The 14,452-nt window shown below is 56.3% G+C and carries 14 protein-coding genes; 4 read left to right on the top strand and 10 right to left on the bottom strand.

Translation table 11 applies throughout. From position 1 onward, the window contains the following. Positions 1 to 667: 667 nt before the first annotated feature. Entirely contained in the window at positions 668 to 1,120 is a 453-nt protein-coding gene (locus tag WDN02_RS12870) for an HU family DNA-binding protein (protein WP_337293872.1), read from the bottom strand. Here WDN02_RS12870 and WDN02_RS12865 point away from each other — a divergent pair. Next, positions 1,103 to 2,179, top strand: coding sequence for a hybrid sensor histidine kinase/response regulator (locus tag WDN02_RS12865; protein ID WP_337293871.1), 1,077 nt, complete (start codon positions 1,103 to 1,105; stop codon positions 2,177 to 2,179). The genes WDN02_RS12870 and WDN02_RS12865 overlap by 18 nt on opposite strands. 169 nt (positions 2,180 to 2,348) lie before the next feature. Here WDN02_RS12865 and WDN02_RS12860 read toward each other — a convergent pair whose 3' ends face one another. Further along, positions 2,349 to 3,443 (bottom strand): IS5 family transposase, encoded by a 1,095-nt coding sequence (locus WDN02_RS12860; protein WP_337293870.1) that lies wholly within the window; start codon positions 3,441 to 3,443, stop codon positions 2,349 to 2,351. A gap of 174 nt (positions 3,444 to 3,617) precedes the next feature. After that, complete coding sequence (locus WDN02_RS12855; protein WP_337293869.1) at positions 3,618 to 4,184, bottom strand: DUF309 domain-containing protein; 567 nt, start codon at positions 4,182 to 4,184, stop codon at positions 3,618 to 3,620. Positions 4,185 to 4,472: 288 nt separating this feature from the next. On the opposite strand from WDN02_RS12855, the gene WDN02_RS12850 reads away from it, so the two are divergent. Further along, positions 4,473 to 4,970 (top strand): DUF6790 family protein, encoded by a 498-nt coding sequence (locus WDN02_RS12850; RefSeq protein ID WP_337293868.1) that lies wholly within the window; start codon positions 4,473 to 4,475, stop codon positions 4,968 to 4,970. Positions 4,971 to 5,044: 74 nt separating this feature from the next. Here the strand turns inward: WDN02_RS12850 and WDN02_RS12845 are convergent, their stop codons facing one another. The 3 genes from WDN02_RS12845 to WDN02_RS12835 all read right to left on the bottom strand — a co-directional run bounded on the left by WDN02_RS12845 (position 5,045) and on the right by WDN02_RS12835 (position 7,525). Further along, positions 5,045 to 5,191 carry a hypothetical protein gene (locus WDN02_RS12845; RefSeq protein ID WP_337293867.1) on the bottom strand — a complete coding sequence of 49 codons (147 nt, stop codon included), beginning with the start codon at positions 5,189 to 5,191 and terminating at the stop codon, positions 5,045 to 5,047. Positions 5,192 to 5,212: 21 nt separating this feature from the next. Further along, the gene (locus WDN02_RS12840) at positions 5,213 to 6,058 is read right to left on the bottom strand and encodes a Ku protein (RefSeq protein WP_337294938.1); all 846 of its coding nucleotides are present in this window, start codon (positions 6,056 to 6,058) and stop codon (positions 5,213 to 5,215) included. 115 nt (positions 6,059 to 6,173) lie between these two features. Further along, positions 6,174 to 7,525, bottom strand: a protein-coding gene (locus tag WDN02_RS12835; RefSeq protein ID WP_337291674.1) for an IS3 family transposase whose coding sequence is annotated in 2 segments (ribosomal slippage) — positions 6,174 to 7,189 and positions 7,189 to 7,525 — 1,353 coding nt in all. Because the reading frame shifts where the segments join, the coding sequence is not laid out codon by codon here. A gap of 20 nt (positions 7,526 to 7,545) precedes the next feature. Between WDN02_RS12835 and WDN02_RS12830 the strand changes: the two genes are divergently transcribed. Next, positions 7,546 to 8,571, top strand: coding sequence for a hypothetical protein (locus tag WDN02_RS12830; RefSeq protein ID WP_337293866.1), 1,026 nt, complete (start codon positions 7,546 to 7,548; stop codon positions 8,569 to 8,571). 129 nt (positions 8,572 to 8,700) lie between these two features. Here the strand turns inward: WDN02_RS12830 and WDN02_RS12825 are convergent, their stop codons facing one another. Continuing rightward, positions 8,701 to 9,993 carry a hypothetical protein gene (locus tag WDN02_RS12825; RefSeq protein WP_337293865.1) on the bottom strand — a complete coding sequence of 431 codons (1,293 nt, stop codon included), beginning with the start codon at positions 9,991 to 9,993 and terminating at the stop codon, positions 8,701 to 8,703. 702 nt (positions 9,994 to 10,695) lie between these two features. Here WDN02_RS12825 and WDN02_RS12820 point away from each other — a divergent pair. After that, positions 10,696 to 11,535, top strand: a complete 840-nt coding sequence (locus WDN02_RS12820; RefSeq protein ID WP_337293864.1) for a hypothetical protein — start codon at positions 10,696 to 10,698, stop codon at positions 11,533 to 11,535. Positions 11,536 to 11,718: 183 nt separating this feature from the next. On the opposite strand, the gene WDN02_RS12815 is transcribed toward WDN02_RS12820, so the two are convergent. The 3 genes from WDN02_RS12815 to WDN02_RS12805 are packed head-to-tail and all read right to left on the bottom strand — an operon-like array spanning position 11,719 to position 14,350. Then, positions 11,719 to 13,176: a DUF2971 domain-containing protein gene (locus WDN02_RS12815; protein ID WP_337293863.1), complete on the bottom strand. Its 1,458-nt coding sequence runs from the start codon at positions 13,174 to 13,176 to the stop codon at positions 11,719 to 11,721. A 16-nt stretch (positions 13,177 to 13,192) separates the two neighbouring features. Further along, positions 13,193 to 14,230, bottom strand: a complete 1,038-nt coding sequence (locus tag WDN02_RS12810; protein WP_337293862.1) for a hypothetical protein — start codon at positions 14,228 to 14,230, stop codon at positions 13,193 to 13,195. 30 nt (positions 14,231 to 14,260) lie between these two features. Then, a complete protein-coding gene (locus WDN02_RS12805) occupies positions 14,261 to 14,350 on the bottom strand; it encodes a hypothetical protein (protein WP_337294937.1) in 90 nt (29 codons plus the stop codon). Between the last annotated feature and the right edge of the window lie 102 nt (positions 14,351 to 14,452).

The following is a 14,452-nucleotide window of genomic DNA, read 5'->3' as shown; positions in this document are numbered from 1 at the left end:
TCTGCCGCATGGAACACTGTTGAAGTGCAGCGGTGTCGCGGAGAATTTCCGGTTCCCGGAGGATGTTTCGGCCCGAAGGGCGCGATAATGAAGGTGATCAATCAGACGTCGCCACAATATCTTCGCCGGGGCTGTCTTTCAGGCGGATGTGACTGACATTCGCGGTCGTCAGCAGATGGGTAATCAGCAAACAATATGCGCTGCGCGGTTGAATAGGATCAAAACGCGCAACATGGTGGCTTACTCCGTCTCCGCGCAATGCTGGCAAGCATACATCCAGACAATTCTCATACGCCCGCTATTTTCTTTGAAAAAAGACGACTGCTCTTTCGTCATCGGAAGCCGAATTAGTCCGAATCGACAATCCCGACCCCGTCTTCGATACGAAATACGCCAAAGCAAGCCAGGTGGTATTTTCGGCCGACCCCTGGGATCTCATCTTCCGTGCTAAATGACGGCACGTTCAAGACAAGTTGTCTTGCGAGGACCTCTTCAAACGCTCCCGAGCGCTCGAATACGACACGCCACCTCCACTCTCCACCAGGAGTCACTTCAGCCATCGTGTTGTAACGAAATCGAATAAATTCAGACACTGATTCCCCGTCTTTTTTCAGCCAAGCAGTTCCACGCTAGCGGATCTCACGAATTGCTTGCATGAATAACCCAATCAATCTTCTGATAATTCCGTATCATCAGCGTTTTCGCCATTGATGAGTGCAACGAGCGCTTTCGAGGGCCGGAAAATCACAACGCGGCGGGCTTTGATCGGTGTCTCGACACCAGTGCGTGGGTTACGGCCGATGCGCTCGCGCTTTGCACGAACAGAAAACAGACCAAAAGATCGAAGCTTAACCGTTTCGCCGCGTACGAGGGCGGCCCCCTCACGTCCGGCGACCCTGTGCAGCAGGCAGCATTTCCACTCATTGTGGTTTTCGTCGGCACAATGGGCGCTCTCGGGGTCAAAGCAAATCGGTCTTTCAAGCAGCTGGTCGGCCTGCGCATCCAAACCGAATATTTGGCGGAGGATTTGCGCAAGCAAAAAGAAATTGCCGAAGCGGCCAATCTCGCCAAATCGACGTTTCTCGCGTCGGCAAGTCATGATTTGCGGCAACCGGTTCACGCGCTGGGTTTGTTCGTCGGCGCGTTGCGTCGTGTCCCAATGCCGCCGGAAGGCCAGCAATTGCTCGAACAGATCGAGCTGTCGACCAACGCGATGGACGGTCTGTTTGCCGCGCTCCTGGACATCTCCCGTCTCGACGCCGGCACCGTCGAGGTGCATCGGTGCGCCTTCGCCATTGACCCGTTACTCGAACGCATCTGCCGCGATCATGTCGGCGAGGCAAAGGCGAACGGCCTATCCCTCATCCAAAAGCCTAGCCGTGCCATCGTCGAGTCCGACCCGGTGCTCGTGGAACGGATTCTGCGAAATATTGTCTCGAATGCGGTGCGTTATACCGATGGAGGCCGGATCGTTGTCGGCTGCCGCCCAAACGGCGCGATGGTGTCGGTACAGGTTTGGGATACCGGCGTCGGCATCCCACCCGATCAGCAAGATCGGGTATTTCAGGAATATTACCAGCTCGGGAATGTGGAGCGCGATCGCGCCAAGGGGCTCGGGCTCGGCCTTGCCATCGTACGTCGATTGACCGATCTGCTCGGTTGCCCCTTGACACTTCGCTCCCAGCCTGGCCGTGGCTCTTGTTTTGCCGTCGCACTCCCGCTCGCCAAGGACGCCGCCGAGACGAAGGATAATGGCCCCCAGCGGACTCAAGGTGCGTTTGCGCGGGGGCTCATCGTCGTCATCGACGATGAACTGGCGATCCGCAAGGCGATGTCGAGCCTGCTGTGGGCATGGGGCCATGATGTCATCGCAGCGGCCTCTGGAGACGAAGCGACACGACTCCTATCGGCGTGCCCGGTGCGGCCGGATCTCGTCATTTGCGACTATCGCCTGCGCGACGGTGAAAATGGAATTGCGGTCATCGAGCGGCTGCGCGCCGATTACAATGAGCCAATACCCGCCATGTTGATTACCGGAGACACCGCGCCAGATCGACTAGCCGATGCACAGGCCAGCGGTCTCCTACTACTGCATAAGCCTGTGTCCAACGCCAAGCTCCGCGCGGCGATTATCCATTTGATCGCCACGGTTCATATCGACGACGCGGCAGGCCGGTAGTTTGACGGCGGCGGGTTCGGCACTCGCAAACGCGTGAACGGCCTAGCAGGCTGCTGAAAAATTGCGGTGCTTCAGGCGCGGAGAGAGTTGCTGCTGACTTTCCGAGAATGGCTTTGTCGATGATGACGGTCGGCGGATGTGGCTGTGATGAGCGACGCCTTAGGTGGCATCATGGTGTCATCTCCTCAATCAATTTCGGTAGTCTGACGAGGTTGTAGGCTGCGGCGGCGAAGGCGAAGGCCCAGCCCACGCGATCGACGCCGCGAAACTTCGTCTTGCGCTGCCCGGCGATGGTCTTCATCCAACCAAAGGCCTCCTCGATCCGTTTACGAATGCGCTGGCTCGCCGAATAGGCCTGATGGCGCGTTGTTCGCCGGTCGATGGTTGAACGCCGGCCGCTGATATTTTGCGCGATGTGCGGACGCACATTCATGGTTCGCAGTTCATTGACGAAATCGGCCGCGTCATAACCCTTGTCGGCGCCGAGCGTGATGGCTTTTGGCCGATCGGCGCGCGGCTCGATCATGGCCAGCGCCGCGATGCGTTCGCCATGGCCGTTGGCGGGCGTGAGACAGGCATCGACGATGAGGCCGCAACGGTTCTCCATCAAGGCGTGGCCGAGGAAAGCGAGTTTTGCTTCCATGCCCGGCCCCTTGCGATAAAGTCGGGCCTCGGGGTCGGTGGTCGAGGCATGTGTCTCGTTCGAGCGCTTCTCACCCTTGAAATCCGCCTCGGCGTTGCGGCCAGGACCTGACGGCGGCTGATCCCCTGAATCGTCCTTCGGCTTGAAGCTTTTCATCGAGGCCCAAGCCTCGATCAGCGTGCCATCGACGGAGAAATGATCCGACGAGATCAGCCTTTTGACGCGCGGCTGGGCCAGCACGGCGGCGAGGAACTTCGCGGCGATCGCCCCATCGAGCAGACGATCGCGGTTCTTGGAAAACACCGTCGCATCCCACACCGGATCGTCAATGGCGAGCCCGACAAACCAACGAAACAGTAAGTCGGTATCCAATCGCTCCATCAACTGGCGTTCCGAGCGAACTGAATAGAAAGCCTGCAACAGCATCGCCCGCAGCAGCCGTTCCGGCGGGATCGACGGACGGCCGACCTTCGAATAGAGCGCCGCGAAATCCGCCGCCAGGGCTCCGAGCGCCTCGTTGGCGATCGCGCGGATCACTCGCAACGGATGATCACGGCGCACCCGCGCCTCCAGATCAACATAACTGAAAAGTTGTCCCGAACCTTCGTCACTGCCGCGCATGCTGCTGTCTCCCAACGAAATGGAATCACGATCAGCCCCGCAAAGGAAGAGGGTTTTTCAGCAGCCTGCTAGAACGACGCAAAGTTGCCGGGGCCAAGGGCCGGAAGTGATTCGGCAGGGATTGTAGATAAACTGAGCTCGCAGATTACTCGGCCACAGATGGCCGCTTCCGCTTTATGATTCACTCCGCAGTCCGCGGGATCCGAGAATAAAATCAAACACAGGTTGGGGCTGCCCAACAGCTGCTACCTGTAACGCAGTGGAATTTCGTACGGCCGCTTCGGCGTTTTCAGCGAGGGTCGAGGGTGACATGCCGAGTGCGCGCTCGAACGCGGAATCCGGTGTCAGGCGACGAAGTTGCTCCGCGGCATGTCCGGCGTGATGCACGGCCGCCGCATGTTTGTCCGCTCGAATCTTCACGCCGGTTGCCGACAATAGGATCAAACCCTTGAAGAGGATACGCAATGGGTCGCCTCGATATGCGACCTTCCAGAGACCTTCCCAGGCTTCATGCGCTTCCCAGTAATAACCGTGATTGAAGAGGTCGAGCCCCCAGAGGAACACGTCAGAGTTAAGCGACGCCTCCGCAAAGACCAGAGACTCGACTTGGTAGCTATGCCCCGCGGGGTCGCGTACGGGATGCGGTTGCATGCCCGGCAGGTACGCATACGGCGGAAAGCTTCTCTTCGGAAGCCAACGCGGACGGAATGTCGAACCAATGGCCATGAAAATGTATATCACGCCAATGACTCCAGTGTGATGCGAAGTCGCCGTGGATCGCTGTCCGCTTAAAAGCGGACGGTGGCTGCCCTTTTCTAAAGAACGAGACTAGCGAAAGCTATGTAGCTGGCTGAAATGCCAGTTCGACCAATCGCAAGAATCGACTGTTCGAGCGCGTCCAATCATGACGATGCCAGTTCGAGCCGACCCCGGCGTTCTCCTGTCGCTTGAACTCTTGAATTGAACGGCGTTTAAAGATTTGCGCATGCAATCCTCTCGGCCGACGTCTCGATTCCTACGGAGGACGCCTTGGGTTCTTCAATCCGGTTCGTACTTCATAATCTGCCTGCCATTTTGCTCGGCGTCGCCTTCGTGGCCGCAATTTTAAGCCGTCGAGGACCGTTTCCCGAGCGTTTGCTCGGCTGGATACTGTTACTGCCGATCGGTTTGACGGGGCTCTGGGCTGGCGTCTTCCATATTTTCTTCGCAAAGACAGCCGCGGCGTTCATTGGTTGGAAGACGAGCCCATTTCAGTTTGAAGTTGGGATCGCTGATCTGGCATTCGGCGCGACCGCTTGCCTGGCCTTCTGGCGAAGCCTCGAATTCAAGGCCGCTGCGGTCATGGTTTCTTCAATAGCTCTTCTCGGCGACGCTATCGGCCATATTCGACAGATGCTGACTGCCCAAAATTTCGCGCCTGGCAATGCGGGGATCGTCTTCTACATGGACATCGCCTGCCCGCTCTTGGCCATCTTGCTCCTCCGAATCGCCCAGGGAGGCAGAAGGCCGTGGCCATGGAGCCGTTGAGCTTCATGGATTCCGCCTCGCCCGCGCCAGGGCGCTAAAAGCGAGCACGGCGAGACCCAGCGCGACACCAACGCTCACGACGCCAGCCGGCGTTGCCGTGCCTCTGCCTCGATCGAAAATGCGTTGCCAATGCGAAGCGTAAAGATGCTTTTCATCTCCTCCAGATGCGGCGCGCTTCCCGAGCCGAGTTCAGCGATTTCCTTGGAAGGATTTTTACCCATAAGATCCTGCGCGCTCCGAGCTCAGCCGGTCTTCTTCCGGGTCGCAGATCGAGGTCCGGGCTTAGCAGCTGGCGTCGTGGCCTTCGGCTTCTTGCCCTCAATCGGCATAATCATCTCGGTTTGACCGGCTGCGCGCTTCGCCGGCTTTTTGGCGCGCGCTTTCGCGGCTGCTGGAGCGGCTGCGGGCGGCGTCCTCGTTCCCTCGGCCAGGCTCTTCTTCAGAGCATCCATGAGACTGATGACATTCGGCGCGTTTTCAGACACGCGCTGCGGCGCGACTGGCAAACCGGCACGCTTCGACCGGATCAACTCAACGACGGCATCTTCATACCGGTCGTGGAATTGATCCGGATCGAAATCGGCGGTTTTGCTTTCGACGATGTGGTCGGCCAGCTTCATCATGTCGGGCGCGACTTTGAAATCCTCGATCTCGCTAAAGAGGTCGTCGGCTTTTCGAACCTCGTAGGGATAGCGCAGCGTCGTCCCCATCATACCTTTGTCCCAGGGCTGGAGCATCATGACATGCTCGCGCTTGGCGAGAACGACGCGGGCGAGCGCCGCCATCTTTTTGTCCCTCATCGCTTCACGAATGACGCTGAAGGCTTCCTGGCCGACCTTTCCGTCTGGCACGATGTAATAGCTGCTGTTGAAATAGCGCTCGTCGATCTGCGCGCGCGGCACAAAGGTATCGATGTCGATCGTCTTGCTGCTCTCGATCTGAAGTTCATCGAGTTCTGCGTCATCAATTTGAATATAGCTGTTCTTTGCGTATTCGTAGCCCCTGCCCTTGTCTTCGCCTTCTACTGGCTCGCGCGTCACTTCGTCGATGAGCTGCTGGCGCAAACGATTGCCGGTATTTTTATTGATCTGGCGAAAGGCGATGCGCTCAGCCGTCGAGGTGGCTGGATTGTCCGTCGTCAGATAATTTGAGACTGATCAGGCGTTTCGAGAAGAGAGGCGCTGGCTCATCAGGGGTTAGAGTTTAAGCGGCCTGCAGTCGGTGCTGCAAGCGGCGGTTTGCGATGGTAGCAAGCTTGATGCGTTTGCGTTCTGCGATGATCGTCTCTGCTCTGCCGAAGTAGACGTCGGCCGGTGTGACGTTTTCGATGCTCTCATGATAACGGACGTGATTGTAGTGCTCGACGAAGGCGCCGATCTGCCGCTCGAGATCGCCGGGTAGATAATAATTGTCGAGTAGAATGCGGTTCTTCAAGGTTTGGTGCCAGCGCTCGATCTTGCCCTGGGTTTGAGGATGATATGGTGCGCCGCGCACATGTTGCATGCCCTTGCCTTCGAGCCACCTGGCCAGGTCGTCTGCCACGTAACTCGCCCCATTGTCGCTGAGAAGCCTCGGCCGGTGTACAACGGTGATGTGATCAAGGCCCGATGCCGCCAGTGCCTGGTCGAGCGTGGCCGTGACGTCGGAAGCGCACATTGTGGGACCAAGCCTCCAGGCCACGATGTAGCGCGAGAAGTCATCCAGCACCGTGGAGAGGTAGTACCAGCCCCAGCCAGTGATCTTAAGGTAGGTGAAGTCGGTCTGCCAGAGCTGGTTGATAGTGGTGGTCTTGTCCTTGAACTCGTTCGCCGCCTTGATCACCACGTAGGCCGGGCTGGTGATGAGGTCGTGTGCCTTCAACAACCGATAGACCGAGGCCTCGGAGACAAAGTACTTTCTCTCGTCGGTGAATCGCACGGCCAGCTCTCGCGGCGATAGCTCAGGGACCTCCAGCGCCAGATCGATGATCTGGCTGCGGACGTCGTCCGGGATACGGTTCCAGACGCGATCCGGTCGTGAGCGATGATCGGCCAACGCCTCAGGCCCTCCCGCACGATAGCGATCGTACCATCGGTAGAAGGTAGCGCGGGGAATGCCGAGCTTTTCCAGCGTGCGCTTGGCAGGCAGATGCGACTGCTCAACCAACTCGATGATCTCGGCCTTCTCGGATGCAGGATATCTCATGCCTCGTCCTCCCCATCCCCGTTCATGCTTTTTTTGAGCAGGCGGTTCTCCAGGGTCAGATCGGCCACGACCTCCTTCAATGCGGTGGCTTCGCGACGGAGATCCTTCACCTCGCCGGACGTCGCGGCACGAGCTGTGTCGCCCGCCAGCCGGCGCTTACCGGCTTCGAGGAACTCTTTCGACCAGCCGTAATACATCGAGGCCGCAATGCCTTCCCGCCGGCACAGCTCGGAGATGTTCTCTTCGCCACGCAGTCCCTCCAGCACGATGCGGATCTTCTCTTCCGCAGAGTATTGCCGACGCGTCTGGCGCCGGATGTCCTTCAGTACTTGTTCTGCCGGCGCTTTGCCCGGTCCGGATTTCTGCTTCATCTTCGCTCCTTACGGCTACGATGAACCAGAAATCCTCCCTTCGTGAAGACCCTCAATTTGTCTCAGGGGTGCTGACGGCGAACACTGTACGCGATCTCATGCGACGCCATATTATCGAGAACAGCCCTGTCGGACCTGGCGACATCATCCTCGGCAAGCCCGTCGAAAAACGCGTGATCCATTCGGTGATCACGGCATCGCAGGAGAGCGGGGCTCACCCTAAGCGGCTTCGAAAACTGTTGGTCGCGGCCGGTATCATTCCTCCTGGACTTGATCAATATCCGTCCAGCCGCGTTTTTTTTAATGCATCCTCGGCCGAAGAGTTTATCGCCCGCGCCGTCACTTCCCTCAATCTCAAAGAGGCTCGGACTCATCTCGGTGTTGGCCGCGCCCAAGCCAAGCTGCTTTATCAGAATGGCTTTATCCTTCCCTGCGTCCCCGAAGGAGCAGAGGGGCTCGGCGATCTCGCTTTCGCCCGCGACGATCTTGATGCGTTCCTGCGCTCGCTTCTCGAAGGCGCGACTCCCGTTAGCGACCCGCAACCACCAATTTGTCCGATCGAGAAGGCCGTCAAGAAAGCAAACTGCAGTATCGCTGAAATCGTTCAACTCATTCTTGGGAAGAAGCTACGGTGGCTAGGGTTAGATCCGGCACAGCACGGCTTCGCCGCATTGCTGGTCGACATTGAAGAGATCAAGGAACTCGTCCGGGGAAGATATCCGGACGGCGTTCCAATTTACGTGGCGCTTAAAGAGCTGAAGACAACCGAACGTGTGGCGAAGTTGCTTATAGCCGGCGGTCATCTGAATATCGTTACGGCCGTAAGCCCCCTAAATAGGTGTCCCGTTCGGCTCATTCCAAACGATAGCCTCAAGCAATTTCGCGATCGTTATATTTCACTTTATGAGCTGACGTTGGTGACGGGCTATCACCACACCAAGGTCAAGAGGACGCTTGATGCGCGTGGACTTGAACCCGCCCTCACCTCAGACAAGTTTGGCGCGACATTCTATTTCAAAAGCGATGTCGCTTACCTGGCGAGATAAAACCGGAGCTGCCGATGCGGACGCGAAGCGCAGCGGAACGGAAATACTCTCGACCGCTGACGATGGCGCTTGGTCTAAGTCGACATGGAGCTCGCCAACTCGCGACGACGAACATCAATGCGGCCTACGTCATTCCGGCTCGGGTTCTGTTGGCCCACTCTTTGCCGTGCCGGAAAACGGATCCATTTGATCTGCTTCTTCCAGAGCCCAACGCGCCCATTCTTCGAATTCCGGGATCTGCGAAACTTGTAAAGCGCGTCTTGCTTTCACGTATTCGCGTATGAGACCCGCCTGTCGCCAGTTTGTAGCCTCGATTAGTAGGCCATCGCGCCGCGCCTTCTTCTCGGCGGCAATCCGTTCACGCTCCTGCCTTTCGGCCCTCTCCTGCGCTTTACGGCGGGCTTCGGACTCTTCTGCTTCGCGTTTACGCTGCCATTCGGTTCTTTCGGCCTGCCATCGCCGTGATTCCCGCTCACTTACAACCGCGAGACCAATCACGATCTCGGTAAGCTTGTCTTCGAGCTTACCGTTATCGTCATCTTTCCAAACCGAGACGATCTCTGGATGATGCTGGCCGCCCTCCGCACGCAGCTCTAGCTGCCCTTCCTCGTCCTTTGCCTGTCGATTACGTCCCATGCGATTCTTGAGAGAGTCCAGGGTGATGCTGACCGCGGTAGGGCCGTGAATTGATATCTCGCGTGCCTCCCTATCTCGTATGTGCGCGTTTCCGCCGCCGGTGCGCGCAAAAGCGCGAAAGATTGAGTCCAGAATGCGCAGGCGTCGTCGTTCATAGGAGGAGTCAAAGAGCGGCTTATCCCAATGGTACGAGCTCGACGCCATCTTTTGGCGGGCCGCCTCATCGCGCTTCAGCAGTTTTGCGATAGCTGGATCCGCGCGTGTTAGATCGCGCGATAAGGTCACTTTGCCGAGTCGTTGGCGAAACCGCTCTGTCAGCACATCGATGCTTTCTTCTTCGCCATCGATGCCCGGCTCCCCGGTAATGCGTGCTCTCAACTCCGGTGTCAACGCACCACTCATTTCAATGACGTTGACCGTGGAAAGATCGCGTGGAGTAAGAGCTGTTCGTGCAACCTTTTGACCAGCGTGTAGCTTGTTCCAATATCCACGCTCCGGAATTGGTATGCCTGCATTGCGGCAGTGTTTGGCTATCGCCACGTCAGAGATGCCGATCGCCTTGCAAAGACGACTCATGGCCTCCGACCAAACCAACTCATAGAGTTGCTCTCGTGTTAAACGTAACATCGCTTCTCCGCTTTCAGCAATGGGCGGAATGTAACGCGGCGCCCCGCCAAAGACATTTGTCGCCACACAGATGCCACGCGCCGCAAAATTTCGCTTAGCAACTCGACAAATTTCAGACACTAGCAAAAAGTCAGAGGCCTGGCTGCCAAGCAACTCCAAGCGGAGTTCGGCTCTAATGACACTGTCGATTCAACGCTGCTGGACGCATTAAATGTCCGGGCTGCCGATTTTTCCATGTCAGTCAGGATCGTGGTCTCACCCCCCCTGCGCGTTGCTACCCGGCAAATGGCCTGTTCGAGCTCGAACTGGCGTCAAAAGACAGTTCGAGGAACGTGGCATTTTCGGCTTCTATGCGTCTCGAAGGAATCGCTCCGACGCCAGCCGTCTCACGACCTGTACCCCCTCAGGAAAAATGTTGGCGACCCGCGGCTAGCTCCTCCTCACATTGCAATTGAGCCACACCCGTCTTTTTTTTGATGGGCACATTCCACCTGTCACAGGTTTGGGAGATGTTACTTTCTCACCCGGGGGGAGGAACGGATGGCTATTTTAGACAACTTAAGAAGCTTCTGGTGGTGGCTTTACAGGATAATAATGAGGCGGCGCTCTGACGCCGAGCTCACCTACAAATTACGACAAGTCATTTCGAATAGCCTCCCCGAAACGGAGAGGCGGGCGGAAGTTGCCAACATTTGCGTGGTCGATTTCGCCGATCCCAATCAACAGTTTCTCTGCGCTAAGGGCCTGACTGACAATCAATGCATCTCCTATGCTACGGCCGTCGGTGGCACTGGCCATTCTCGGCATGGAACTACATGTCCTCCGAATACCCGCCCCGTCAAACCCTAGCGATGGGCTCCGATGAAAATATGTCTATCCATTTTGGCACCGCTTGTAAGCTTATGCGTCGGCGGTTGTAGCAATATTCAAAATTTCGATGTTCCCAGAGACGCGGCTAATTTGCCATCTGTGCAAACGATTGTTCAGCAAGTGAACTGCGAATTGGCCACGCTCGCATCCGACAACTACCAATATATTGGGGACATGGTCGCAGGAGATTACGTGATCGCCGTAGAGCTGGACCTCACGGTCAACGACGACGGCTCTCTCGCCCCTGCGTTCACCTATACCAATGGTCTGTTTTCCTTCAACGCCGGCGCAAAGCTGGATGTTCAAAGAGAGCAGAATTTTACTGAAACTTTGTTCTACTCAATCGCAGATCTGCGCGATTTAATGAACGAAGATCGGAAGATGAGTCTCAAGGTTGGCCATCCCGTGAATTCGCTTGCGTGCCCCACTGAGGTTAACACACCGCTTGCCGGCGACCTTGGCATAGTGCCGTCGGTACATATTGCCATGAATACACCTCATCTTGCCTCACAGACAAAGCTCAGCGGGGCAAAGGCCGGAGAATTTGGCGGATATGCAAAGTTCGTGATTTTGAAGAATCTGAATGCTGTAGGACCAACCTGGACGTTAAAGCAGTTGAAGGGACCGGGAAGCCTTGCCGGCGTGTCTGAGACAAACACCGACCAAATTACTTTTGCCTTCGCTGAACGAGCTGCGACCGGCACTCTCCCACAGGCACCTAATAGTGCAGCGACCAACCAGGCAAAAGCGCGCGCCCTGACGATAATCGCGCAAATTAAATCAAACCAGGTCAACACTGTCTTGAGCCAAATTCAAGTTAACACCCGATGACTCAAGTTTTGTCGGGAAGGCGCGCGGCTGACCCCCAGTATTATCGCGTCTATAGATTTGTATACGGCGCAGGAGGATGAGCTTCTTCCCTTCAGACGAGCGCAGTAAAAATTCATCGCTAAGACCAATCAGCCGAGACTTTTCTGCATAGGAGCGTCAGTTTTTCGAAGTTATATTTCCACGCTAGGGCGCCGCATCGGCCGCGCTACTCGGCAGCGTGATTTTGAGAAGCCGAAGAGGCGCAAGTTCAATCTGACGTTTGCCATGTGAATAGTGAGCCTGCCAAAATTCAAAGTCTTCGCGGCCCGTCTCCAAGCACTTTTTCTCGACAATGCGCATGGCCGCGAGCTTATGTTCGGTTGAGGTCCTAAGACCGAAGATGATGCCGGTCAGGTCTTCAAAACGATATTTCAGCTTACGCGCTTCCGTCGTGTCGAAGCTATCGAGATTTGAATAGAGGATGATGCGGTGTTCGTTCTCCTGTGACCACTCCGCTGATTTCGTACGATAGCTAGCTCGAAAACGCTGCCAATATTCTTCGTGCCATTGATCTTTTCCGGTAAGCACACGCGCTGCGACCTCACTGCGCTCACCATTTGGTCCGCGGTACCAGCCGTCATTGAGTTTAGGAATTGCTAGCCTGCCGATTGATTCAAAGAAGTCAACCTCAGGAAAAGCTGATGTATAATCGACCGCTTCAAAGGGGTGTAGCACAAAGTTGTAGTGAGGAACCATACCGTTCTCATCACCGCTCCAACTGTTGACGCGGTAAAGATCGAGGCACGGCTCATCGTTGTGGCCTGACTTGGCTTTAAATTTGAGGCATATGCCCTTGTGTCCATCACCATAGTGACCCCACATGGCCGCCCCCGTGGGATCTGTCACAAAACAAGCGGCATGCCAATCCGGGTAAAGGAGCTGCTCCAAGTCAGTGACGTACTGGCTTGGATAATCGCGCGCAACAAACAACCACGGTCGTTTGTCGTCGGGAACCTCATTATTTAAGTCATGAATGAGGGCGAGCTGCTGCTGCATATTGTTGTTTATGAAGTATAGCGCGCTCGCCAAGTCGCCCACCGGAGCATGCACGTCCAGAATCCTCGGAATCGACCGCATCGTCTTGTCAGCTAGCTCAGCGAGCCCGGTGGCTGACGTGACCAGCTGAGCGCCGCGATCAGCGAACAATTCAAGGATGATCGAAAGCGCGAAGGAATGAACGAGGCGTAGATAGAACGCGAGTTCGTCCCGCCGCATGCTCTTGCCTGGCGACGCCAGCGCGTCAATCAGAACAGGTATTGAAGAATGAGCGAAGAACTTCTCATACGCGCTGGCATATAATTTCCTAATTGGCGCCTCTGGCAAGTCGTTCGGCGTATGAAAAATGATCTTTGAGGCCATCTCCGGTGTGAACTCTTTGCCGGCCACAGCCATCAAGAAGGTCGATTGCAGTAGGCAAAGAACGTAGTGCCGGAAGAGATTGTGCCAAACGATGCGGTCGCCACGCCATACGAGGTCTTTGTACCCCTCAAGAGGATCGTTCAACTCCTTAAGCGTTGGGAAATAGATTTCTTGGTTTTCGAGTTCGTGGAAACCGTCAAGCAACGCCGAGGCAGAACGAAAGCGATAAAAATGATCAGGCATCTTCGATCTTGCAACTTCAGATTGGCTGGCCAAGACTAGCGGCCATATGTTGCTGCGGCGTGAAGTTCTCGGGGTGCAAAACCCATATGTTCATTTGGCCGTCATCAGTCATCGCGAGATGCAGTCCTTCTGCCTCAAGTGCTCGTTGAGCTACCGCGCGTAGCGGCGCGAAGGCCTCGACGCCCTGCCAAGTGGGATATGTGCTAGCCATTTGGCGTAGTGCCTGACGCAACGAGTCAAACGTCGTCTGAAATCGTGATGCGCGTATCTTATCGCCGGATTTTGGTCCATACTCATCACCGCGACCCAACCCGTCCAGGGTACCAAGCACATACGCGCTGAATTTCAGCAAGATCTGCATTGTCGTAGACATTTCACGAAAGACGCGGCCGAAATCGCGATGGGTAAAAAAAGCCCGCCTGGCCTCAGCCAGCCGTGCAAGCAGGTCATCGAGTGCCGTCTCCAGCACCTCGTCGCAGTCGTCGAGGCTGGCTGGCCGAAGACGGGCGCTCTGTTCCGTCGTAAAATATTCGTCCCATGCCAGCGATGAAAGTTTGAACATTTCAACTTCGAGAATGGGGCCTGGATACGGCTTTAGCAAAACGCCGGGAAATGCCTTGTCTTTGTTAGCTAGATCGAAGACATGGGCCAGTTCGTGCACTGCTGTACACAGCCCAAATGACCTCTCTTGCTCGATCTCCGAAAGCAGGGCAACGCCAATGCTGGCGTCGAGCATGAGCCTCGACATAATCTTGCCTTCGCGCACGATCGGTGCAGCCATGGCCATGCCGGTGCCATACTCTTGAGTTGGCGCCAGCGGCGCAGAAGTCTCAAAGCCTCTGTCTAATTCGGCGAGAGATTCGGCGTAGCGGGCCGATACGGTTATACCCTCAAGGCGTGAAAGGTCATATCCGACCTCAAGAAGAGCCCAGATAATGCCGTGCACGGACTCGGCAATGCGCTTGGTGAATTCGCGCTCCTCGAAGCCGACGAAAGTGCATCCCCAACCGGCTTCGGACGGCATGAACTCAGGCGGCGGTACATAATCGTTCATAATTGCCCTTCGGATTTGGAGCATTGTGCTTCAACACAACAAGCGCCTGCAAGCTGTTTGGACGTGCCGGTAATCAAGTGCGATACCGACAAAGAGGCGGCTGGCGGCATTCGCCGCCACCAACGTTGAACCCGATCCGCAAAACGGATCAAACACTACGCCCTTGGGCCCAGAACGCTTCGATCAGCGGACGCAGTGCTTCGACCGGTTTTTGCGTTGGAT

Source organism: Methylovirgula sp. (genome assembly GCF_037200945.1).
Lineage (GTDB): Bacteria > Pseudomonadota > Alphaproteobacteria > Rhizobiales > Beijerinckiaceae > Methylovirgula.
Note: the sequence above shows the minus strand (reverse complement) of the source record. Positions and strands in the feature narration are given on the sequence as shown.